20 protein-coding genes are annotated in these 23,007 nt (G+C 40.7%); 16 read left to right on the top strand and 4 right to left on the bottom strand.

Translation table 11 applies throughout. The annotated features are described in order from the left end of the window. Nucleotides 1-20: 20 nt before the first annotated feature. Nucleotides 21-530, top strand: coding sequence for a GNAT family N-acetyltransferase (locus IGI41_RS13090; protein ID WP_430610209.1), 510 nt, complete (start codon nucleotides 21-23; stop codon nucleotides 528-530). 202 nt (nucleotides 531-732) lie between these two features. Here IGI41_RS13090 and IGI41_RS13085 read toward each other — a convergent pair whose 3' ends face one another. Then, complete coding sequence (locus IGI41_RS13085; RefSeq protein WP_430610208.1) at nucleotides 733-1,347, bottom strand: helix-turn-helix domain-containing protein; 615 nt, start codon at nucleotides 1,345-1,347, stop codon at nucleotides 733-735. Nucleotides 1,348-1,662: 315 nt separating this feature from the next. On the opposite strand from IGI41_RS13085, the gene IGI41_RS13080 reads away from it, so the two are divergent. The 4 genes from IGI41_RS13080 to IGI41_RS13065 all read left to right on the top strand — a co-directional run bounded on the left by IGI41_RS13080 (nucleotide 1,663) and on the right by IGI41_RS13065 (nucleotide 5,985). After that, nucleotides 1,663-2,346 (top strand): DUF969 domain-containing protein, encoded by a 684-nt coding sequence (locus IGI41_RS13080; RefSeq protein ID WP_430610207.1) that lies wholly within the window; start codon nucleotides 1,663-1,665, stop codon nucleotides 2,344-2,346. Continuing rightward, nucleotides 2,347-3,267, top strand: a complete 921-nt coding sequence (locus IGI41_RS13075) for a DUF979 domain-containing protein (protein ID WP_430610206.1) — start codon at nucleotides 2,347-2,349, stop codon at nucleotides 3,265-3,267. 32 nt (nucleotides 3,268-3,299) lie between these two features. Next, entirely contained in the window at nucleotides 3,300-3,947 is a 648-nt protein-coding gene (pcp, locus tag IGI41_RS13070; protein WP_430610205.1) for a pyroglutamyl-peptidase I, read from the top strand. Between the two features lie 373 nt (nucleotides 3,948-4,320). After that, nucleotides 4,321-5,985, top strand: a complete 1,665-nt coding sequence (locus IGI41_RS13065) for a peptide ABC transporter substrate-binding protein (RefSeq protein ID WP_430610204.1) — start codon at nucleotides 4,321-4,323, stop codon at nucleotides 5,983-5,985. A gap of 93 nt (nucleotides 5,986-6,078) precedes the next feature. On the opposite strand, the gene IGI41_RS13060 is transcribed toward IGI41_RS13065, so the two are convergent. Continuing rightward, nucleotides 6,079-6,414 carry a DUF3899 domain-containing protein gene (locus IGI41_RS13060; RefSeq protein WP_430612857.1) on the bottom strand — a complete coding sequence of 112 codons (336 nt, stop codon included), beginning with the start codon at nucleotides 6,412-6,414 and terminating at the stop codon, nucleotides 6,079-6,081. Between the two features lie 90 nt (nucleotides 6,415-6,504). Here IGI41_RS13060 and opp3b point away from each other — a divergent pair, with 90 nt between their 5' ends. The 5 genes from opp3b to IGI41_RS13035 are packed head-to-tail and all read left to right on the top strand — an operon-like array spanning nucleotide 6,505 to nucleotide 11,524. Further along, entirely contained in the window at nucleotides 6,505-7,446 is a 942-nt protein-coding gene (gene opp3b, locus IGI41_RS13055) for an oligopeptide ABC transporter permease (RefSeq protein ID WP_430610203.1), read from the top strand. Next, the gene (gene opp3C / locus IGI41_RS13050) at nucleotides 7,446-8,489 is read left to right on the top strand and encodes an oligopeptide ABC transporter permease (protein ID WP_430610202.1); all 1,044 of its coding nucleotides are present in this window, start codon (nucleotides 7,446-7,448) and stop codon (nucleotides 8,487-8,489) included. Before opp3b ends, opp3C begins: the two co-directional genes overlap by 1 nt. Further along, nucleotides 8,489-9,541 (top strand): ABC transporter ATP-binding protein, encoded by a 1,053-nt coding sequence (locus IGI41_RS13045; protein ID WP_430612855.1) that lies wholly within the window; start codon nucleotides 8,489-8,491, stop codon nucleotides 9,539-9,541. The genes opp3C and IGI41_RS13045 overlap by 1 nt, the downstream gene beginning before the upstream one ends. A 13-nt stretch (nucleotides 9,542-9,554) precedes the next feature. Then, a complete protein-coding gene (locus IGI41_RS13040; protein ID WP_430610201.1) occupies nucleotides 9,555-10,502 on the top strand; it encodes an ABC transporter ATP-binding protein in 948 nt (315 codons plus the stop codon). A gap of 26 nt (nucleotides 10,503-10,528) precedes the next feature. Next, a complete protein-coding gene (locus tag IGI41_RS13035) occupies nucleotides 10,529-11,524 on the top strand; it encodes an RNA-guided endonuclease TnpB family protein (RefSeq protein WP_430610200.1) in 996 nt (331 codons plus the stop codon). A gap of 139 nt (nucleotides 11,525-11,663) precedes the next feature. Here the strand turns inward: IGI41_RS13035 and IGI41_RS13030 are convergent, their stop codons facing one another. Beyond that, nucleotides 11,664-12,494, bottom strand: coding sequence for an NUDIX domain-containing protein (locus tag IGI41_RS13030; RefSeq protein WP_430610199.1), 831 nt, complete (start codon nucleotides 12,492-12,494; stop codon nucleotides 11,664-11,666). Between the two features lie 55 nt (nucleotides 12,495-12,549). Further along, complete coding sequence (locus IGI41_RS13025) at nucleotides 12,550-12,822, bottom strand: hypothetical protein (RefSeq protein WP_430610198.1); 273 nt, start codon at nucleotides 12,820-12,822, stop codon at nucleotides 12,550-12,552. Between the two features lie 181 nt (nucleotides 12,823-13,003). On the opposite strand from IGI41_RS13025, the gene metG reads away from it, so the two are divergent. The 6 genes from metG to IGI41_RS12995 all read left to right on the top strand — a co-directional run bounded on the left by metG (nucleotide 13,004) and on the right by IGI41_RS12995 (nucleotide 23,004). Then, nucleotides 13,004-15,010 carry a methionine--tRNA ligase gene (metG, locus tag IGI41_RS13020; protein ID WP_430610197.1) on the top strand — a complete coding sequence of 669 codons (2,007 nt, stop codon included), beginning with the start codon at nucleotides 13,004-13,006 and terminating at the stop codon, nucleotides 15,008-15,010. Between the two features lie 247 nt (nucleotides 15,011-15,257). Beyond that, on the top strand, nucleotides 15,258-17,936 hold the full coding sequence (locus tag IGI41_RS13015; protein ID WP_430610196.1) for a cation-translocating P-type ATPase: 2,679 nt from the start codon (nucleotides 15,258-15,260) through the stop codon (nucleotides 17,934-17,936). A 149-nt stretch (nucleotides 17,937-18,085) separates the two neighbouring features. Next, nucleotides 18,086-18,514: a hypothetical protein gene (locus tag IGI41_RS13010; RefSeq protein WP_430610195.1), complete on the top strand. Its 429-nt coding sequence runs from the start codon at nucleotides 18,086-18,088 to the stop codon at nucleotides 18,512-18,514. 531 nt (nucleotides 18,515-19,045) lie between these two features. Continuing rightward, nucleotides 19,046-20,548: a ribosomal protection-like ABC-F family protein gene (abc-f, locus tag IGI41_RS13005; protein ID WP_430610194.1), complete on the top strand. Its 1,503-nt coding sequence runs from the start codon at nucleotides 19,046-19,048 to the stop codon at nucleotides 20,546-20,548. Nucleotides 20,549-21,049: 501 nt separating this feature from the next. Next, complete coding sequence (locus IGI41_RS13000) at nucleotides 21,050-22,123, top strand: ABC transporter ATP-binding protein (protein ID WP_430610193.1); 1,074 nt, start codon at nucleotides 21,050-21,052, stop codon at nucleotides 22,121-22,123. After that, nucleotides 22,123-23,004 carry a carbohydrate ABC transporter permease gene (locus IGI41_RS12995; protein ID WP_430610192.1) on the top strand — a complete coding sequence of 294 codons (882 nt, stop codon included), beginning with the start codon at nucleotides 22,123-22,125 and terminating at the stop codon, nucleotides 23,002-23,004. The genes IGI41_RS13000 and IGI41_RS12995 overlap by 1 nt, the downstream gene beginning before the upstream one ends. Nucleotides 23,005-23,007: the final 3 nt, after the last annotated feature.

Raw genomic sequence — 23,007 nt, 5'->3', positions numbered from 1 at the left:
TGAGATGTTAAGGAGTCTTTATGTCTGGAAAAGTAAATGCACTATTAAGACCTGCGACTAAACATGATATCGACAAAATATTCGAGTGGTGGACAAATGGAGAGATCATGCAGTCTGTCGGCTATCCTCTGGGATTGCCTATAGCAAAGAAAGACATTGAACAATCTTTAAAGTATTATGAAGAAACCGATGATGCAGCTTTTTTGATTATTTTAAGTGAGGCTGAAAAAGAAATAGGTGAATTTGCTTATGCCAAAATATCAACCAATACATATACTTTTGATATTAAAATAGGTGAGTCTCAGTATCAAGGAAAAGGTTATGGTAAGAAAGCCCTTTTAGAAGGGCTGAAAATGATGCAAAAGCAAAAGGATTGTGAAAGAATAGAAATCAATGTTGCTCCTGAAAATAAAAAAGCGTTAGGCTTATATAAATCTGTTGGCTTTAAGTTTGTGCATAAAAAAGAAGATAATTGGAAAGATCAATTGGGCAATCTTCGTTCTACGGAAGTATTAGAATTGACCTTTTAAAATGAGTTGGATGCAAAAAACTTGAATACTTTATATTTGATAGATAGTCTGACTGATGAATGTTGAGCAAAATCCAATCTAGAAGAAATAAATAAGGCAATTTAAAAGGAGAGGTGGCGCTTTTGCAAGCAACGGCTACTCCTTTTTTGCTTTGTTTAAACCAAAAAACTTTCACTCAGTGTAGGATGTTAAAGTTTTGTATTCAACTGTAATAGACCTTGATATTCTTCGTTTTACCATAATCAGTTAAATCGATTTTGATGACACCTTCAAGGGGGATATGATTGTTTACATCCAAATCATATTGTTTATAGATTTCAACAGATAGCTCTTCCCCAATGTGTTCCAAATAATAACCGATTGATCCACTGGGTTTATCCAAAACAATGTGCAATATATTGTTTTTGACATAAGCCTGTTTGATCTCCTTTTTTGAAAACAGTGAGACTTCCTGAGTGGGTGACTCATTTTCTTTGATCCATTTGATGACTGGTTGTCGTGTCATGAATAAATGAACAGTTAAAAATAGTGTACAGAAGAGGATACTACTTAAAAAAATAGTAGCCAATTTAAACTGCTTTTTCTGTTTTCGATCTGAATCAAATGTTCGTGCGATGTCTAAATCTTCGTTTAATAAATAATCAATGGATACATTTAAAGTATTCGCTAAAACGATTAAGGTTTGGATATCCGGATAATTACGTCCGATTTCCCAATTAGAAATAGCTGACCTGCTGACTGATAATTTTGTAGCCAATTCTTCTTGTGTCAATCCAAGTTCTTTTCTTTTTTCTTTTAAAATCAAATGAAATTCCATAATGACCTCCTTTATATATTTTTATTAAAACATATCTTCCGTTCATTGGCTGTGAGTAAATGAAACAGAGCGCTTTTTTTAGGCCACTTATTGTGACATCCTGTAGCCCTAAGGATGCTGTTGCGTGCAAACCTTGTTATACACATCACCTGTTTTTGATCGAGAAACATAGGGAGATAGTTTCTTTGGTGTATTTAATAACGAAAATAGAAAACGATTTAACATGAGAATATTCTAAAAACAATGTTTTGCTGATTAAAAATGCATTATACTTAAGAATAGCTTTTACGATAAATAACTTAGGGGGAAGAGTTTATGGAATGGATCAAATTAATTGGGATCTTAGTCATCTTAGTCGGTTTCTTATTAAAGTTAGATACGATTGCTGTCGTGATCATTGCTGGATTGGTGACGGCATTGGTGTCAGGCATATCAGTCCCAGAATTTTTGACAATGCTGGGGGAAGCTTTTGTAAACAATCGGCTAGTGACGTTGTTCTTATTAACGTTGCCGATGGTCGGGTTGTCTGAACGATTTGGCTTGAAACAACAAGCCGTGATCTTGATCGAGAAAATCAAGGGATTAACACCAGGTAAGTTTTTAAGTTTGTATTTATTTATTCGTGAGGTAGCTGGGTTCTTCTCAATCAGAATTCAAGGTCATACACAATTTATTCGCCCAATCGTCAATCCAATGGCGCAAGCAGCAGCAGAGAATAAATTTGGCGAGATCGAAGAAAAAGACCAAGAAAAAATCAAAGCACGGGCTGCTGCCAATGAAAACTTTGGGAACTTTTTTGCCCAAAATACCTTTGTGGCCGCTTCAGGTGTCTTGTTGATTGTCGGTACACTGAAATCACTAGGATATGATGTAGCAGCAAGTGCAGTATCTCAAGCCTCATTGCCGATCGCATTGATCGTTTTGGTGATTGCAACAGTTTCAAACGTCTTGTTTGACCGGAAGTTAGCGAAGAAATACGGCAAAAAGGAGGCAGAATAGATGGAAAATATCATCAATGGGATTTTGGAATTCTTTTATATTTTGATTGGTTTGTTGTCAATCATGACGGCGGTACGGGTATTTCGTGAAGCGAGTCACCCAACGCGTTTAGGCACTTCAGCATTTTGGCTATTACTTGGTATCGTATTTGCCTTCGGGAACTTTATTCCCTATATCATAGATGGTATTTTGATCGTCTTGATGGGTTGTTTAACGATGTTTAAACAAGTACAGATTGGTAAAATCGTTGATGTAGAAGAGGAAAAGGCGGAAGCTTCAGCTAGAAAAATCGGCAGTCTGATTTTTGTTCCATGCGTTTCACTGGCAGTCATTGCCGTTGTGATTTCTTATACGCCATTAGGCGGACAAGTAGGGATCGGGGTCGCTTCTGTTTTGGCGTTATTGATTGCGATCGCGATAACTGGTGCCAAACCAAAAACGGTTTTAGACGATTCTGATCGAATGTTGCGTCAAGTCGGCACCGCGGGTATTTTGCCACAGTTGTTGGCCGCTTTAGGTGTGATTTTTAATGCTGCTGGTGTTGGCGATGTCATCTCACAAGGAATTTCCGGTGTTGTGCCAGAAGGCAACCGTTTTGTGGGTGTTGCAGCTTATTGCTTGGGCATGATGATCTTTACGATGATTATGGGAAATGGTTTTGCGGCATTTACAGTGATTACTGCTGGGATTGGTGTACCGTTTGTGATCGCGCAAGGCGGTGACCCTGTTGTTGCTGGAGCCTTAGCGATGACCGCAGGTTTTTGTGGTACATTATTGACACCAATGGCAGCCAATTTCAATGCGCTGCCAGTTGCCCTGTTAGAAATGAAAGATGCAAATGGGGTCATCAAAGCTCAAGCACCGATCGCCTTATTATTGTTGGTGATCCATATCGTATTGATGTACTTTTGGGCATTTTAGTGATACAACGAAAGTAGAAAGGATGAGCAAAAATGAACATTTTGATTACTGGATTTGATCCATTTGGCGGCGAAGCAATCAATCCTGCATTAGAGGCCGTAAAATTATTACCAGACACGATTCACGGAGCGAAGATCATCAAAGCGGAGATTCCGACTGTCTTTGGCAAGTCCGCAGCGATCGTGGCGGAAAAAATCGACGCCCATCACCCCGATGTTGTCCTTAATATTGGGCAAGCAGGCGGACGCTTTGCGATTTCTCCTGAACGGGTAGCCATTAATATCGATGATGCCCGCATCCCAGATAATGAAGGCAACCAACCAGTGGATGAAGTTATCCAACAGGATGGAGAACCAGCTTATTTTACCCAATTACCAATCAAAGCCATGGTTGAAGCGATGAAAGAAGCTGGAATACCCGCAGTGGTTTCCAATACAGCAGGAACCTTTGTCTGCAACCATATTATGTATCAAGTGCAATACATGATCGATAAAAAGTACCCAACTATCAAGGGTGGCTTTATCCATGTGCCATTTATCCCTCAGCAAGTAGTTGATAAAGCGGGACAACCTGCCATGAGCCTGGCAGATATTGCCAAAGGTCTGGAAGCTGCTGTTTCAGCAATCGTCGATTTTGCCGACAAAGATGATTTAAAAGCGATCGGCGGCGCGATCCACTAAGAAAATATACATGCAAACACACGATCCAAGTCTAAGTACTTGGACCGTGTGTTTTTATTTTTGTCAAAGCATAAGTTATATGAAGTTCCTTGTAAACGATCTTGAAAGCGAAGAAAATCAAATGAAAAATTTCATTTAAACTTGTTTTTTAATTATTTTTTTTTCAAGTGAATAATAGCCGATCAATCACAAAAAAAGCTTTTTCCAAGCGTTTGATGAGAATATGATAAGCAAAAAGCCAGAAACCTTTCTTTAAAATGTGTTTTTTATCAAAAAAAAGATTGATTTTTTAATAATTATTAATTAAAATCTTATCTAACTTCAGAATCGCGGAATTATTCTGAAAATTATTTCAATTAAGGGGTAGAACAGGATGAAGAATAAATGGGCATATGGTTTGGTTGCTGTGTGCGGCTTAGTATTAGCTGGCTGTACAACGGGTGGCACAACTGATAGTTCAAGCAATGACACTGCTGCAAGCGGAAGTAGTGATGCAGAGCAAGTATTTAATGTGGTGGTTTCACAAGAAATGCCAAGTGCAGATCTATCATTGGCAACAGATACGATTAGTTTCAGCGCTTTGAACAATGTATATGAAGGTTTGTACCGTTTGGATGCAGATAGCACACCGCAACCTGCGGGCGCTGCTGAAGCAGCTGAGGTCAGTGAAGATGGTCTGACTTATAAAATCAAATTACGTGAAGATGCAAAATGGTCAAATGGTGATCCTGTAACAGCTGCAGATTATGTTTATGGTTGGCAACGTACGGTTAAACCAGAAACAGCTTCTGAATATGCGTACTTATATTCACCGGTTAAAAATGCAGATGCGATCACAGCTGGTGACACTGATCCATCAGAGTTAGGCATCAAAGCAGTTGGTGATTATGAATTAGAAATCACTTTAGAAAAAGCGACACCTTATTTTGATTACTTATTGGCATTCCCATCATTCTTCCCACAAAATCAAAAAGTGGTTGAAGAAAATGGCGATCAATACGCAGCAACAAGTGATAACGCCGTCTATAACGGACCATTTGTTTTAAGTGGTTTCGATGGTCCTGGTACCGATACGGAATGGGCCTATGAAAAAAATGATCAATATTGGGATACAGATACCGTTAAATTGCAAACAATCAATGTCAGTGTGGTAAAAGAATCAGCAACTGCATTGAATCTATTTCAAGACGGTCAAGCAGACGATGTCATCTTGACTGGTGAATTGGCACAACAAATGGCCAATGATGAAGCATTTGTTTCTCAACCTGAGGCGACAACTTATTACTTTGAGTTAAACCAAAGAGATGAAGATTCACCTTTCCGTAATGAAAACTTACGTAAAGCCATCTCTTATGCAATTGATCGTGATGCTTTGGTGACATCGATTCTAGGTGATGGCTCATTGGCCTCAACCGGTTTGGTTCCTGAAGGCATGACTTTTAGCCCAACTGATAATACAGACTTTACTGAGGCGGCAGGCACTGTTCTTGCTTATGATGAAGATAAAGCAAAAGAGTATTGGGAAAAGGCGAAGGAAGAATTAGGTATAGATTCACTTGAATTTGATATTTTGGCCTCTGATACGGATTCTACAAAGAAAATTATTGAATATGTACAGAATGCATTGCAAACAACTTTGGATGGTCTGACAGTTACTTTGAGTCCAGTACCGTTTTCAGTTCGTTTGGATCGTTCAAATGCAGGCGACTTTGACATGTTGATGGGTGGCTGGGGCGCTGATTATGCTGACGCAAGCAGCTTTACTGACTTGTTCACAACAGGCAATTCTTACAACCGTGGTCAATGGAGTAATGAAGAGTATGATGCTTTGATCAAATCAGCCAGCACTACGAATGTGAATGATCCAGAAAAACGTTGGGAAGATTTAATCAATGCAGAAAAACTGATCATGAACGAACAAGGCGTGATCCCAGTTTACCAAAAAGCTGAAGCGCATCTCCGTGCTACAAATGTCAAAGGTGTCGTTGCTCATGCAGCTGGTGCCCAATATGACTACAAGTGGACATCAATCGAATAATCACGAGTAGTTGACTTGAAATGCCGAAAAGGCTGAGACGATTTCTTGTCTCAGCCTTCTTCTATTATTGGATGAATGGGCATTGCAACGCTATTAACTGGTAGCAATCAGTAAAAAGAGCATGGAAAGGATGAATAGAAAAATACCGGGCCATACCCAAAAGGCATAACTTTGTTTGCCAACTTGTGACATTTTCAAATAATCTGTTTTGTTTCTCGAGAAAGCTTTTTTCATGGAATATTGGAAATGGTCAAAGAAACCAGAAGCAAATACCCAGAGAAATCCGCCAATGATGAAAAAGAACATCGCCCATAAAAAGAGCGCATCTGAGAGCGTGGAAAAAGCCAACTCGTTTTTGAAAGCTAACCAAGCAAGAGAAATAACGAAACAGAAGAGGGTGATCCACCCGCTGCTTTTATTTATTTTTATTTTCATGATCTGGCTCCTTTTTAATGATTCGTACTATGTTAATTTACATAATTATTGAATAGAAGTCAAAATACTTAAGGGGGAAAACGCGTGAACGGCTTTTTGAAATATCTATTAAAACGAGTATTCTACATGATACTGACATTGTGGCTGATTGCCACGATCACTTTTTTCTTGATGCAATTCTTGCCAGGAACACCATATACCAATGCCGAAAAACTAAGTCCAGAACAAATCGCCTTATTGAATAAGCAAGCTGGTTTAGACAAACCAATCATTGTCCAATATGGCCTTTATCTGATGAATTTAGTGAAGGGCGATTTTGGGATTTCTTTCCAATTTAAAAACCAGCCTGTAGCTAATTTATTGTCAGGCAGAATTGGCCCATCCTTACAGTTGGGTGTCCAAGCAATCGTTTTTGGTACCTTCTTTGGGATCATTTTAGGGACGATTTCGGCGATGAAACAAAATACTTGGGTCGATACAACCTCAACATTGGTGGCGATTTTAGGACGCTCGATCCCAAACTTTGTCTTTGCCGTTTTGCTGCAATACATTTTTGCTATCAAGTTAGGCGTCTTGCCGATTGCCAAATGGGAAACTTTTGCAAGTACGATTTTACCGACGGTCGCTCTGGCGATGTCGCCGCTGGCAGATTCCGCCAGGTTTATCCGAACCGAAATGGTGGAGGTCTTGCACAGTGATTATGTAGAACTGGCAAGAGCCAAAGGGCTTAGCCGTTGGGAAATTGCCTTTAAACATGGATTGCGTAATAGTTTGATTCCATTATTAACGTTATTAGGGCCGTTGGCTGTTGGTTTGATGACCGGTTCATTGGTTGTTGAAAACATTTTTGCGATTCCAGGGATCGGGGAGCAGTTCGTGAAATCGATCATGACCAATGACTATCCAACGATCATGGCAGTCACGATTTTGTATTCTGCTATGCTGGTCTTTGTGATTTTGATCGTAGATATCTTATACGGCATCGTTGATCCGCGTATCCGTGTATCAGAAGGGAGTCGTGGCTAATGACAGAGAAGTCTTATACAGCAAATGAAGTAGCTGCGATCGATGCAGCCAAATTTCAACCATTACAAAAAAATACCAAAGAAGAAAGGGAAGCTATCGCAACACCTTCTTTGACCTTCTTTCAAGATTCATGGCGCCGTTTGAAGAAAAACAAAGCCGCGGTCTTCTCAATTATCTTATTATTGATTATTATTGCGATCTCGATCATCACGATTTTTGTTTCGCCTCATGATCCGACCGCACAAAATGTGAAATTTACCAATTTGCCCCCCAAAATCCCAGGTATTGATATCACTGGATTGAACGGATATGCAATGGTCGGTGGGAACTTAGTCGACAAATATGCGGCTGCCAATGTACCTGAAGGCACGTATTTCTTATTAGGTACAGATGGCTTGGGTCGTGACTTATTGAGTCGTTTGTTCGTCGGTACCCGTATTTCATTATTGATTGCCTTTATTGCCGCTATGCTGGATATCGTGTTTGGTGTGACATATGGCTTGATCTCCGGTTTATTAGGCGGACGTGTCGATAATGTGATGCAACGTTTCTTGGAAATCCTATCTGGTATTCCAAACTTAGTCGTGATGATTCTGATGTTGGTCGTGTTTGAGCCTGGTATTCCATCGATCGTAGCTGCCATGGCGATCACAAACTGGATTCCAATGGCGCGGATCGTGCGGGCACAAACAATGAAACTGAAAGACCAAGAATTTGTTTTAGCAGCGACAACATTGGGTGAAAGCCGCTCGAAAATCGCCATGAAACATATCTTGCCGAATATCTCGAGTGTGATCATTGTTCAAATGATGTTCAGTATCCCCTCAGCAATTTTCTTCGAGGCTTTCCTAAGCTTTATCGGGTTGGGCTTGAAACCACCTGCAGCTTCATTAGGGATGTTGTTGAGTGATGGGTATAAAACGTTCCTATTCTTGCCTTACCAAATGTGGGTACCAGCTGTCACACTATCTGTGATCATGATTGGTTTTAACTTACTTGCAGATGGGTTGCGAGATGCTTTTGATCCGAAAATGAAAGAGTGATTGCGATGAAAAAAGTCTTAGAAGTGAAAAATTTAGAGATCTCCTTTGATACCTTTGCAGGGAAAGTCAAGGCAATCCGCGACGTCAGTTTCGATTTGTATAAAGGCGAAACATTGGCGATCGTAGGAGAGTCAGGGAGTGGTAAATCCGTAACGACGCGCAGTATCATGGGGTTGTTAGCGAGTAACGCCAATGTGGACAATGGACAAATCTTGTTCAACGGCACAGATATTTTGACCAAAACAGAAAAAGAGTTACAAAAAATTCGCGGCAAAGAAATTGCCATGATTTTCCAAGATCCAATGACTTCACTGGATCCTACGATGCCAATTGGCAAACAGGTTGCTGAATCATTGATGAAACACAACAAAATCAGTAAAAAAGAAGGCTTGAAACAAGCGTTAGATTTATTGAATTTGGTAGGGATCCCAAATGCAGAAAAACGTTTGAAAAACTATCCCCATCAGTTCTCAGGCGGCCAACGGCAACGGATCGTGATTGCGATCGCGTTGATCTGTTACCCGCAAATCTTGATTGCAGATGAACCAACTACAGCATTGGATGTAACGATCCAAGCGCAAATTTTAGAATTACTCAAAGACATCCAGAAAAAAATCAATTCATCGATCGTTTTTATCACCCATGACTTAGGGGTTGTTGCCAATGTAGCAGATCGCGTAGCCGTGATGTATGGTGGGAAAATCGTTGAAGTCGGTACAGCAGAAGAAATCTTCTATAACCCGCAACATCCATATACATGGGGCTTGTTGGGTTCGATGCCAACATTAGAAGGCACAGGGGATCGTCTTTATGCGATACCAGGTTCACCGCCGGATCTATTGGATCCACCAACTGGAGATGCCTTTTATCCACGGAATGAATTTGCCTTGCAAATCGATGCCGAAGAACAACCACCGTTCTTTGATGTGTCACCGACCCACAAGGCAGCTACATGGTTATTGGCACCACAAGCGCCAAAAGTGACACCGCCTGACGAAATTTTGATTCGTTGGAAAAAATTTCAAGAAAAAAATAGCCAAACAATGGTCTGAGGAGGAGAAACGGTTGGAAAAAGTGTTACTTGAAGTAAATCATTTAAAACAATATTTTAATGTTGGCCGTAAAGATGAAGTCAAAGCCGTTGATGATATCTCCTTCAAAATCTATGAAGGAGAAACCTTTGGATTAGTTGGCGAGTCAGGAAGTGGAAAATCTACTACTGGTCGGACAGTGATTCGTTTGAATAACCCGACTGGCGGAGAAGTGCGCTTTGATGGTCAAGACGTCATGAAAATCAAAGGCAAGAAAGAGCTAGCTGATTTTCGCCGTGATGTTCAAATGGTCTTTCAAGATCCATACGCATCGTTGAATCCACGGATGAAAGTCCGTGATATCATCGCAGAAGGTATCGACATCAATGGTTTAGCCAAAACGGAGAAAGAACGCAATGAACGGGTCGATACGTTACTGAAAACTGTCGGCCTGAATCCAAGCCATGGCACGCGCTATCCCCACGAATTTTCTGGCGGCCAACGTCAGCGGATCGGGATTGCCCGCGCGCTAGCTGTAGATCCGAAATTCATCATTTGTGATGAACCAATCTCAGCGCTAGATGTGTCGATCCAAGCACAGGTCGTCAACTTGCTGCAAGATCTGCAAGAACAACACAAATTGACCTATTTATTTATTGCCCATGATCTATCGATGGTCAAGCATATCAGCGACCGCATCGGCGTGATGCATAATGGCAAGTTGCTGGAAGTTGGAACCAGTGATGAAATTTATCACTACGGGATCCACCCGTATACCGAAAGTTTGTTATCTGCCATTCCGCTGCCAGATCCTGACCATGAACGCCAACGTAAACGCATCAAATATGTCAGTGAACCTTCAGATGATCAACCGCGACAAATGGAGGAAATCGCACCAGGGCACTTTGTTTATGCATCGAAAAAAGAAGTGGAGCACTATCAAGAGAAATTGGCGCAAAAAAAGGGGCAAGTCTTGGTTTAAAGGCAGGGGGCTAGGGTTAGGAGGAGATGAAACTGAGTGTTTTAAAAGCATACAAATTTCGGATCTATCCTGATGGACAGCAAAAACAATTCTTCATTGAAACTTTCGGGTGTGTACGGTTTACGTATAATCAATTGTTGAAAGCCAAAATGGATGAGTTGGCAAACAAGGAAGTAAAGTTAGGGTTAACACCAGCTAAACTAAAAAAAGACTATCCGTTTTTAAAAGAGACGGATAGTTTAGCATTAGCGAATGCGCAACGGAATCTGGAACGGGCTTTTCGGAATTATTTCCAAAAACGGGCCGGCTTTCCAAAAATGAAAACCAAAAAAAGTCATTGGCAATCTTATACCACCAACAATCAGCAGCATACGATCTATTTTGATGGGGATCAATTAAAGCTGCCGAAGCTGAAATCATTGGTCCCTGTGAAACGGCATCGAGAAATCAAAGGGACGATCAAATCAGCCACGATATCTGCGAAAGACGGTGTCGAGTTTTATGTTTCGATCTTATGTTTAGAGGAAATCGCACCGTTGCCAAAACAACAGCAAAACATCGCTATTGTGTTTGATTCGACGCGATTGGTGCACGCTAGCCAGCATCTGCCGGTAGAATGCACCTATGCCTTATCAACGCAGCAAAAATTAGCCCGTGCTGAAAATAAATTGCTGATCAAAGCCAAAGCTGTCAAGCGCAAAAAAATGCTTTTGAACAATGCCCGCAACTATCAAAAACAAAAAGGCAAAGTGGCGAAACTCTATCGGCGCCACAGCTGTCAAAAGCGTGAATATATCGATCAGATGAGTTATCATTTGGTCAAGCAGTATGATGCGATTTTTATTGAAAAAATCAGTGAAGATATAATCAGCACTGGCAATTATACGATCAGCGATTGGCATCAGTTTGTCCGTAAAATACAGTATAAAGCCCAATGGTATGGCAAAGAGTTGCATTTTGTGACTTTGTCTGCCATTGGAGAACATAAGATGACAGAAATCATGGCCCAAATGGGTTCTTGACTCTCCAAACTGGAAGGAACGCCAGGGTTCGCCTAGGGTATAGAAAAAACCAGTCTCGGTTTTTGTTTCTAGGAACCACGTTCACTAATTATGATTAGCCAGTAAAACCCTCCAAACCTTGTTTGGAGGGTTTTACATGTTACATTTTATTGCCCAATACATCATCATTCAAGCGATAGATTTTTGAAGGACGGCCGATACCAACAGGTTTTTCACCGACTTCGATAAAATATTGCAACATTGATTTTTTGAAATTTGAATGATCGATGAGTTTGAAGTCGATGCCTAAAAATTTGGCAAAGACTTTACGGGCTTCTGTGATCGTGAAATCATTTCCTAAAACCAAAAGGACCTGCGGTTCGTGTTCCATCTTGTTGGCTACCCGTCGGAATGCTTTCAGAATGATCGCACTATGGTCAAAGGCCAGCGTATCTTTGCCAGTTGAATCCCCAGACTGCATATCTAAGATGATCTCGATCTCACCACTGCTTAAATAGAGTTGTTGGCCTTTGCGTTCTAAAGCAAACCAACGCACCTGATTGGCATCATCTCCTGCGCTTAGTGGTTCTTCACCGATAAAAGCCAAATAACTGACTGTGATCACCCAGCCCCGCGGATCGCGGTCTGGTGTACTAAAGGTATGCAGCTGCTCAATATTTTGTTTGGAAATCTTGACGCCGATCTCTTCCTTGGTCTCACGGATGACACTATCTCCCGTTGACTCTTGCGGATTGACGAACCCCCCAGGTAATGCCCATGAATTACGAAACGGGTGGCCTTTGCGCTGGATCAAGGCAATTTTCAATTGTTCTTCTTCTTTGTTGTAACACATCAACACCATATCGACTGTTACCGAAGGTTTTTCGTACTTTGGTTGATCCTGTTCTTTGTACCAAGCAAGAAATGCCGCTTCTGAGGCTTCTTGCTCATAGTAATGTTTTTCCGCTGATTTAGAGGTAAATTCTTTCATCGTTTTCTCCTGCATAGATTCATTTGTAGGGGTAGCTTGCTAGAAAAAGCTGCCATTAATTAAAAAAGTAAGGGCAAATCAAGTTCACAAAAAATAAGGCGGCATATAACCAAGTCAAACGTTTTTGCTGGTGCAGTGCCCGATACCCGCAATAGGCAATCCAACTTAAAAGGAGGATACGAAGGACCGTGGTGATTGCTGCAAAAGCTGCTGCTTGATTTTGCCCGTTAAAATAGGCATAAAAATAGGGATAATAACTTGACCCAATCAAATGGAAGGCGGTCAATCCAATCGAAAGCCAAAACATGCGTGTGTTTGATTTAGACATCATAGATCCTTTCAAAAAGGGATTTTCCTCTATTATAGCAAATACCACGGCTATTTATCAAAGGAGCAAAAAATCAGTACTACCGCGGATTTTTTCCGAACAAAAAAAGAAAAAACTGGTCTTGAATTGTGGTATACTACCTTAGTATACACTTTATTCGACAGAAGGAGGACACCTGTCCATGGCTGAAAAAGAAACATTTTATATCACGACGCCAATCTATTATCCAAGCGGCAAATTACATATCGGAAACTCATATACGACCATTGCGTGCGATGCAGTAGCACGTTACAAACGCTTGATGGGCTTTGATGTGTTTTATTTGACTGGTGTCGACGAACACGGTCAAAAAATCGAAAAAAAAGCAGAAGAATTAGGCGTTGATCCGCAAGAATATGTAGATAAAATGGCAGCTGATGTCAAAAAGTTATGGAAAACACTTGATATCAGTTATGACAAGTTTATCCGCACAACTGACGATTACCACAAAAAATCTGTGCAACAGATTTTCCAACAACTGCTTGACCAAGGCGATATTTATCTAGGGGAATATGAAGGCTGGTATTCTGTATCAGATGAAGAATATTTTACTGAAACCCAACTGGCAGAAGTTTTTCGTGATGAAGCAGGCAAGGTGATCGGTGGGAAAGCGCCAAGTGGCCATGAAGTAGAGTTGGTCAAAGAATCATCTTACTTCTTCCGCATGAGCAAATATGCAGACCGATTAGTCCAATACTATGATGAACATCCAGAGTTCATCCAGCCAGAATCTCGTAAGAACGAAATGCTGAATAACTTTATCAAACCAGGCTTAGAAGATTTGGCCGTTTCAAGAACAACCTTCACATGGGGGATTCCAGTCACTGCCAGTCCTGAACATGTGGTCTATGTTTGGATCGATGCACTATCCAACTATATCACTGCGCTAGGCTATGGAACGGACGATGATTCATTGTTCCAAAAATTCTGGCCAGCCGATGTTCATATGGTCGGCAAAGAAATCGTTCGTTTCCATACGATTTATTGGCCAATCATGTTGATGGCATTAGATTTGCCATTACCTAAGAAAATCTTTGGTCATGGGTGGTTGATGATGAAAGATGGCAAAATGTCGAAATCTAAAGGCAACGTCGTTTATCCAGAAATGTTGGTGGAACGATACAGCTTGGACGCCTTACGCTATTATTTATTGCGGGCCGTACCATTCGGTAGTGACGGTGTCTTCACGCCAGAAGACTTTGTGTCACGTTTGAACTATGATCTTGCCAATGATTTAGGCAATCTTTTGAATCGAACAGTCGCTATGATCAATAAATATTGTGATGGACTAGTGCCAGACTATGCCTCTAAAGTTACGCCATTTGACAGTGAATTATCAACAACTGCTGCCAATGTCGTTGGCCGCTATCATGAAGCAATGGACAAAATGGAATTCAGCACAGCATTATCTGAAGTTTGGACATTGATTTCAAGAGCCAATAAATATATCGATGAAACCCAACCATGGGTCTTAGCCAAAGAAGAAGAACGCAAGGCTGAGTTAAACAGTGTGATGGTCCATTTGGCAGAAAGTTTGCGTATCGTGGCGATTTTACTGCAACCAGTGATGACAGAAACACCAACCAATATTTTTACGCAATTAGGCTTAGCTGTAGAAACGATGGATCTGAAAGATTTGCGTTTTGGTGAATTCCCTAGCGGTACCAAAGTGGTTGCCAAAGGCACACCGATTTTCCCTCGTTTGGAACTTGAAACAGAAATTGCCTATATTCAAAAGAAAATGGCTGAAGGTACCCAAGGACCAGAGGAAACTGTCAAATGGGATCCTGAAGAAACCAAGTTGCAATCCGATAAAGAAGAAATCAAATATGACGACTTTGATAAAATCGAATTGAAAGTAGCGGAAGTGATCGATTGTCAGAAAGTCAAAGGCGCAGATAAATTACTGCAATTTCGTCTTGCTGCTGGTGATGATCAAGACCGCCAGATTTTATCTGGTGTGGCCGAGTTTTATCCAGATCCACAAGCATTGATCGGAAAAAAAGTCGTGATCGTTGCCAATCTGAAACCGCGTAAAATGCGGGGACAAGTCAGTCAAGGGATGATTTTATCGGCTGAAGATGCTGAAGGTCGGTTAGAAATCGTCGATGCACCAAAAGGCATGCCAAATGGCGCCGTTATCGCTTAGCTTCTTTTGGTTGACTTCACGAGATTCAATTGTAAGTTTAGAAAGTATTTAGTATAATGATTGTTATTGATGTGATCATGAGGGAGTAACTGGCGGATTTTATGCCGCGGCAACATCACCATCCTGAAAGAAATTTCTGGTGTTGCCTTAAATAGTGAGACTTATGTATGTGTTCCAGTGCATACATAGGTCTATTTTTTTTCATTTCATGTACAATAAAAGAAGGAAGAACAAAGGAGGAAAAAAGATGTCGGAAGAAAACAAAAAAGAACAACTGTCGCAAGCTTTTTATGCGCAAGATACCACAAAGGTATTGCAAGAATTGCAAGCTGATCCCAATGGATTAACAAATGACGAAGCAAAAAAACGTTTGTCTGAGTATGGTCCTAATGAACTTGAAGAAGGTAAGAAAAAATCAATGATACAAAAATTCTTTGAGCAATTCAAAGATTTAATGATTATTGTTTTATTGGTAGCAGCGATTATCTCAGCAGCCGTTTCACATGAAATTGTTGATTCGATCATTATTTTAGCGGTTGTTATCATTAATGCCATCATGGGTGTAGTACAAGAAGCCAAAGCAGAACAAGCGATTGAAGCCTTGCGGGAAATGTCGACGCCAAATGCCAATATTTTGCGCAATGGGCATACTGTGACCGTTAAGAGCGATGAGTTGGTGCCAGGGGATATCGTCTTGTTAGAAGCTGGCGATGTCGTGCCGGCAGATCTGCGTTTATTAGAAGCAAGTTCTCTTAAAATCGAAGAAGCTGCGTTGACTGGTGAATCGGTACCAGTCGAAAAAGAACTGAGGGTTATTGAGGGAACTGATGTTGGTATCGGCGATCGAGTCAATATGGCTTATTCAAACAGTAATGTGACATATGGTCGTGGTAAAGGGGTCGTTGTCAATACCGGTATGGGGACGGAAGTTGGTAAAATCGCAGGGATGCTCGCTAGTGCCCAAGAAACAGAAACACCGTTAAAACGCAATTTGAATGAACTTGGTAAATTCTTAACGATAGCGATCATTGTGATTGCAGTTATCATGTTCTTTGTGGGTACAATCTTTAACAACACATCATGGGTCGATATGCTACTGACATCGATCTCATTAGCAGTAGCAGCTATCCCCGAAGGACTACCTGCTATTGTAACAATCATTTTGGCACTGGGTACGCAAGTGATGGCCAAAAGAAATGCAGTTATCCGCAAGTTGCCAGCAGTTGAAACCTTAGGGGCAACAGATATTATTGCTTCAGATAAAACGGGTACATTGACATTGAATCAAATGACCGTTGAAAAACTATATGTCAATAATCACCAACATGCCGCATCTGAAGATATTCCTTTGGATAATATGGCATTGAAAGTTATGAACTTTGCCAATGATACAAAATTTGGTGAAGAAGGAAACTTGATTGGTGATCCAACAGAAACAGCCCTTGTACAATTTGGGATGGATCAAGGTTTTCATGTCCGCGATTTGGTTGATCAAGAACCACGAGTGGCAGATCTGCCTTTTGATTCTGATCGTAAATTGATGAGTACCATTCATCAACAAGAAGATGGCCGCTATCTTGTGGCTGTTAAAGGTGCTCCAGATGTTCTTTTAGGACGAACCGCTAAAGTATTGTTGGACGGACAAGAAGTACCTATGGACGATCAACAAAAACAAGTCATTTTGGAGAATAATACCGATATGGCTAAACAAGCTTTGCGGGTGTTAGGTATGGCATATAAATATGTCGATACTGTACCTGAAAACCTTGAATCAGAAATCGTTGAAAATGATTTGGTTTTTACAGGTCTAGTCGGCATGATCGATCCAGAGCGGGCAGAAGCGGCGGATGCCGTGAAAGTCGCTAAAGAAGCAGGCATTCGCCCGATCATGATCACCGGAGACCATCGCGATACAGCAGAAGCGATTGCCGGTCGTCTCGGGATCATTACACCAGGTGATGACGCTGCTGTCTTGACGGGGGCAGAATTGAACAAAATGAGTGAAGCAGAATTTGCCCAAAAAGTTACCCAGTACTCTGTTTATGCGCGGGTATCTCCTGAACATAAAGTACGAATCGTCAAAGCATGGCAGCAAGAAGGCAAAGTCGTTGCCATGACAGGTGACGGTGTCAATGATGCCCCTGCGTTGAAACAAGCCGATATCGGTGTTGGTATGGGGATCACTGGTACGGAAGTATCTAAAGGCGCTTCTGATATGGTTTTAGCGGATGATAATTTTGCAACAATTGTTGTGGCTGTTGAAGAAGGGCGTAAAGTCTTCTCGAATATCCAAAAATCGATCCAATATTTATTGGCAGCCAACTTAGGCGAAGTGTTGACACTATTCTTGGCGACTCTCTGGGGTTGGGATACATTGCTGCCGATCCATTTACTCTGGATCAACTTAGTAACCGATACCTTCCCAGCGATTGCATTAGGTATGGAACCTGCCGAAAAAGATTTGATGAAACATGCCCCTCGCGGCCGTAATTCAAACTTCTTCTCTGGTGGTGTGATGAGCAGTATCATTTATCAAGGGATCCTAGAAGCTGCGACAGTACTCTTTGTCTATTGGTCTGCCATCCAATGGCCAGTCCACGCCAGCTACAATGAGATCCATGGGGATGCATTAACGATGGCCTTTGCTACATTAGGTTTGATGCAATTGTTCCATGCCTTCAATGTGAAGTCAGTCTATCAGTCACTCTTTACCGTGGGACCTTTCAAAAACAAAGCTTTTAACTGGGCAATCTTATTGTCCTTTGCATTGATGATGGTCATCATTGTGGTACCAGGATTGAATGATATTTTCCGCGTTGCGCATTTAGATTTGTATCAATGGGGAATCGTATTAGGATCATCTTTTGCGATCATTCCGATCGTAGAAATCGTGAAAGCAGTGCAGCGGGCAATGGGCCGCAAATAATTGTGTCAGTAGATATAAAAAGCAATAAAATTAAACCATTCGTGTCAGAAGCTGTTCTAGCCTGCACGAATGGTTTTTCTTTAACCTTTCCATTTCTACGCAGAAACGGTAAAATAGATAGTATCAACAGAAGAAAGTAGGAATCCATTGTGCGACCAAATTTAGGCTATTATGTCCAAACAATCAATGATTTAGTCAAAGAAACTGAAGCGATCGGGGAAAACATGCACCCCAATTATGAAGAAATCCGCCAAGCGATTGACGAGAAGAAGATAGCAGACCTTTCACAAGAACGTTTAGCTGAAATCGCTGAAACGTTTAAAGAAGGCACAGAGAAGTATCGATTGATGTTGAAAAAAATCAGTCAATTGCGCCCACCAGCAAATGTGATGGGGATCCACAAGAAATTTGAACGGGCATATATGAGTTATGTGGCTGGCTGTGATGAAATGATTTTAAGTATCGCTGATGGTGTAGATACCGAAGCATTTGATGCTGCAGAACAAAAACAAGACCAAGCTACAGATGATATTTCATTTGCAATACAACGGATGACAGCACTATTGTTAAAAAAATGATAAATAAAAACGCTTAAACAAGAGTTATTTAATTTAAATGTTATGTTATTCACATGATTAATAATAAAAACGGCGCTATAATAAAGCCACAACCAACAACCTTTTTATTTTTCATTTTACTCCTTTTGCCACCGGGACTAACCAACCTGGTGGTTTTTTTGTATATTCAGATGTTTTTTTTTAGTGATTTTAAATAAGTGATTTTTGCAACTTTGTGAAGGAAAAATTTTTATTTTATTTACATCTATTGGTGCCAAGCTAGATTTGCTCGAGAAGAAAATGTTTGCTTTTGGAGAATCAAGCATGCTATACTGTTGGCATTAATAAATGAAGTGAGGGATCTTCCATTGAAAAAGTAACCAATTGTTGAAAGCTGCATAACACTTGAACCGCTCAGGGGAGAGTGTGCAGATTTTCAGGATTGGCTACTCTTTTGATGGTAGGTCCTTTTTGTGTACCTTTAAATGAAGTTGATTCTGAAAATATCTTTTGGCCCCATCTGTCCTAGAGGATAGATACGAGGTGATGTGTATGACTACAATCAATATCAAGAATTTAACTTTTGGCTTTGACAGCCAAGAACAACTATTATTTGATCGAACCAATTTAACGATCGATACCACTTGGAAATTAGGCTTATTGGGCCGAAATGGCCGCGGCAAAACGACTTTGTTGCGTTTGCTGCAAAATCAATTGCCTTATAGTGGTGAAATCAATCACGGGCAAACGTTTGTCTACTTTCCTTTAACCATCCATGACCCCCAGCAATTGACTTATCATGTCTTGCAAGAATCTGGGGATGTGGAGTTGTGGCGCTTAGAACGAGAATTGAATTTGCTTCAAACAGCACCAGATGTGCTGTGGCGGCCATTTGATACGTTATCAGGAGGCGAGCAGACAAAAGTCCGTTTGGCGCGATTATTTGTTGACGAGGAAAACTTTCCATTGATCGATGAACCGACCAACCATTTGGATATCACGAGTCGAGGCCATGTGGCGTCCTATCTACAGCAAAAAACTGGTTTTATCGTGGTCAGCCATGATCGTCAATTTATTGACGATGTCGTTGATCATGTGTTGGCAATCGAAAAAAGTCAATTGGTTCTGTACAAAGGCAATTACACGATTTATGAAACACAAAAACAGCAAAAAGATGCTTACGAGCAAGAGCAAAATAAGAAAATAAAAAAAGAAATCGGTCGTCTGCAGCAAACGGCAGCAGAGAAAGCAGAATGGTCGCGGGGGCGGGAGCGTGACAAATTGGGTTCTCCTAACAAAAAAGGCAGTGGTGGTATTTTCGATACCGGTGCAATCGGTGCCCGTGCAGCACGAACCATGAAACGTTCAAAAGCCATTGTCAAACGGATGGATGATCAAATTCAAGAAAAATCGTCTTTGTTGAAGGATATTGAACACATTGATCCGTTGAAAATGTATCCATTAACGAGTCATCATGACGTATTGCTCCAAGCAGAAAATTTACAATTGAGTTATGAGCGCCCTTTGTTTGAACCAATCACATTTGCTTTAAGACACAAGGAACGCTTAGGGATCGAAGGACCAAATGGCTCAGGTAAATCGAGTTTGATTCAAGCGATTTTTGGCCAATTTGCAGGTCAAGTCACTGGGAATATGCAACTGGCCCACAATATCAAAGTGAGTCGTGTCAGACAAAACTATGAAGACAATCAAGGTACATTAGCTCTTTTTGCTGAAGAAAAGGGCATTGCTTATCAAGATCTTCTGAGTAATCTCAAAAAATTAGGTTTAGAACGATCCGTGTTTCATACACCAATCGAAAAAATGAGCATGGGGCAACGCAAAAGGGTCGAGTTGGCGAAATCATTGGCTACCCCGGCTGATCTTTTCATTTGGGATGAACCGTTGAACTATTTAGATGTGTTCAACCAACAACAATTGGCTGAAGTCATCGCGTTAGTAGAACCAACGATGGTGATCGTTGAACATGACCGTTATTTTCTTGATCAAGTAACAACAAAACAAGTCGTATTGCGTATGCCAAACGAATCATGATTCACTTTTGAAGAACGTCACCTTTTATGAGGGGCGTTCTATTTTTGTGCTTTAGTTGAAAAAACAAAGTAACCGTTGTATCTTGACACGTCAAACCGACAGGTTAGAATGGATATGTTGAGTCTGTCATGACACATCGGCGTGAAGATGAAAAATTGGTTTTACCATAAAAAAATGATGCTAAAGGAGCATATATCATATAAGTCGGATTTTTTTAGCTATCGGCGCTAAAAAAAAGAAAACAATGAAGAGATTGTATGATTTGAAGCGCTATTTTGTAAAAAGTGATTTTTTAGCAAATAAATTATTAAAATTTTTTTCATAATTGGTTTCGTTTTTTACAAAACATTTACAATAATAGTATCGAAAGAAAATGATCGTTTGTTACCATTAAAATTGAATTTCTTTCCATGTTTGACAGACACATGAGGTACGCGTATTTTTTATGACCAAATGTGCCAGCCAAAATGAAAATGGAAAGAGAAAATGGAGGGGCAGTTTTTGATAGAAGTAGTTGGGTTGAAGAAGGTTTTTGATAATAAATTTGAAGCCTTGAAAGCAGTTGATTTTACCATTGAAAAGGGCGATCTCGTTTGTTTGCTAGGACCAAGTGGTTGTGGGAAATCAACTATTTTGAATTTGATTGCGGGGTTGTTGAGTCCGACAGATGGCGATATTCGCTTCAATGGCAGTTCAGTGGTCAAAACTGAACCAAAAGATCGTAATATTGGTTTTGTTTTCCAAAATTATGCATTGTATCCCCATATGACGGTCTTGGAAAATGTGATGTTCCCACTGACTGTCGGAGAAAAGAAAATCAAAAAAAATGAAGCGCAGCAAATTGCTGAAAAATACATGCGTTTGACCAACATTGAAGAATTGAGTCAAAAGAAACCTGGTACATTATCTGGTGGCCAGCAGCAACGGGTGGCTATTACTCGGGCCTTGGTCCAAAATCCTGAAGTATTGTTGCTAGATGAGCCCCTAAGCAACTTGGATGCACGTCTGCGCTTGAAGATCAGGGAAGAAATCCGACGATTAGTCAAAGAAGTCGGGATCACAACGATTTTCGTCACCCATGACCAAGAAGAAGCATTGTCGATTAGTGACAAGATCATTTTGATGAATGAAGGCGTGATCCAACAAAATGATGATCCGCAAAACTTATATTTAGAACCGAATAACCAATTTGTTGCCAAGTTTATTGGCAATCCGATCATCAATATGCTGCCTGTGGAAATCAAAGCAGGGCAAATGTACCATCCAGCATTTACGGTTGCGCTCAGCCGGTTTACCGATATTCGTTTCAAGAAACCTGTGCCAGATGGACACTATACGTTAGGGATCCGACCGGAAGATGTACTGACGGCGAGCCAAAACAGCTTGTTCCAGACACAAATCAAGAGTGTTGAATTGATTGGACGTGAGCGTATCTTAAACTTTGATCTTGCAGATAAACATCTGAAGTCGATTGTGAGTATTGAAGAAATCATCGAGGAAGGTGCAGAAGTTGCGTTTGATTTCCAATACAAGAAAGCCTTCATTTTTGATGATAAAGGGGAGCGGGTCTACTAATGTTCAAAAAAAATTACAACCCTGAAAATCAACCCAAAGCGTGGCTGTTTTTGCTGCCTTCATTGGTCATCATTTTTTTGTTCAGTGTCTATCCGTTATTTCGTTCATTGATCATGAGTTTTCAAAAAGGTACGCTGATCAATCAGCGCTATGCCGGAATTGAAAATTATCAAAAAGTGTTGACCGATCCTGTTTTCTTTAAAGCGTTGCGCAATACAGCCCTTTTTGCCTTCACTGTGGTGCCGATCGCCTTGATTTTGTCTTTGGCGATTGCTTGGATCATTTTTGAAAAAGTCAAACACAAGCGTTTTTTTGAAACGATTTTCTTTATGCCCTATGTCACGAGTACCATTGCAATCGGGATCGTTTTTCGCTATTTTTTCAATGGATCGTACGGAATCATCAATTACTTGCTGAGTTTGGTTGGGATCGCACCCATCAATTGGTTGGATAATGTCAATATGAGCATGCCGACACTGATCATTTTTGGCGTGTGGACGAGTCTGGCCTTCAATATCATTATCTTGTTGGCAGGGATGCGCAACATCGACCAAGAGCACTACAAAATTGCCAAAATGTTTGGCGCCAATAATTGGGAGATATTTCGCCGAATCACTTTTCCGCAATTGATTCCGACATTTGCTTTTTTATTGACGGTCAACATTATCGCGGCTTTTAAAGTGTATACGCAAGTCTATGCGTTATTTGGCGGACAACCAGGGATCGCCAAAAGCGCCACAACAGCGGTCTACTATATCTATGATAAGTTTCATATCGCAGGTCGACCAGGGATCGCAATGGCGGCGACAGTTATTTTGTTTATCATCATTTTACTGGTGACATTTATCCAAAATAAGATTTTGAAGAAAGTGGGGGAGTAAGTA

It is taken from the genome of Enterococcus sp. DIV0876 (assembly GCF_050529585.1).
Classification (GTDB): Bacteria; Bacillota; Bacilli; order Lactobacillales; family Enterococcaceae; genus Enterococcus_D.
This window is presented reverse-complemented; position numbering and strand designations above follow the sequence as displayed.

Bases quoted from the DNA above. Each gene is read 5' to 3' on its own strand.
- IGI41_RS13090 (WP_430610209.1), top strand. From the start codon at position 21: ATGTCTGGAAAAGTAAATGCACTATTAAGACCTGCGACTAAACATGAT.
- IGI41_RS13085 (WP_430610208.1), bottom strand. From the start codon at position 1,347: ATGGAATTTCATTTGATTTTAAAAGAAAAAAGAAAAGAACTTGGATTG.
- IGI41_RS13080 (WP_430610207.1), top strand. From the start codon at position 1,663: ATGGAATGGATCAAATTAATTGGGATCTTAGTCATCTTAGTCGGTTTC.
- IGI41_RS13075 (WP_430610206.1), top strand. From the start codon at position 2,347: ATGGAAAATATCATCAATGGGATTTTGGAATTCTTTTATATTTTGATT.
- pcp (WP_430610205.1), top strand. From the start codon at position 3,300: ATGAACATTTTGATTACTGGATTTGATCCATTTGGCGGCGAAGCAATC.
- IGI41_RS13065 (WP_430610204.1), top strand. From the start codon at position 4,321: ATGAAGAATAAATGGGCATATGGTTTGGTTGCTGTGTGCGGCTTAGTA.
- opp3C (WP_430610202.1), top strand. From the start codon at position 7,446: ATGACAGAGAAGTCTTATACAGCAAATGAAGTAGCTGCGATCGATGCA.
- IGI41_RS13035 (WP_430610200.1), top strand. From the start codon at position 10,529: ATGAAACTGAGTGTTTTAAAAGCATACAAATTTCGGATCTATCCTGAT.
- IGI41_RS13030 (WP_430610199.1), bottom strand. From the start codon at position 12,494: ATGAAAGAATTTACCTCTAAATCAGCGGAAAAACATTACTATGAGCAA.
- IGI41_RS13025 (WP_430610198.1), bottom strand. From the start codon at position 12,822: ATGTCTAAATCAAACACACGCATGTTTTGGCTTTCGATTGGATTGACC.
- metG (WP_430610197.1), top strand. From the start codon at position 13,004: ATGGCTGAAAAAGAAACATTTTATATCACGACGCCAATCTATTATCCA.
- IGI41_RS13015 (WP_430610196.1), top strand. From the start codon at position 15,258: ATGTCGGAAGAAAACAAAAAAGAACAACTGTCGCAAGCTTTTTATGCG.
- abc-f (WP_430610194.1), top strand. From the start codon at position 19,046: ATGACTACAATCAATATCAAGAATTTAACTTTTGGCTTTGACAGCCAA.
- IGI41_RS12995 (WP_430610192.1), top strand. From the start codon at position 22,123: ATGTTCAAAAAAAATTACAACCCTGAAAATCAACCCAAAGCGTGGCTG.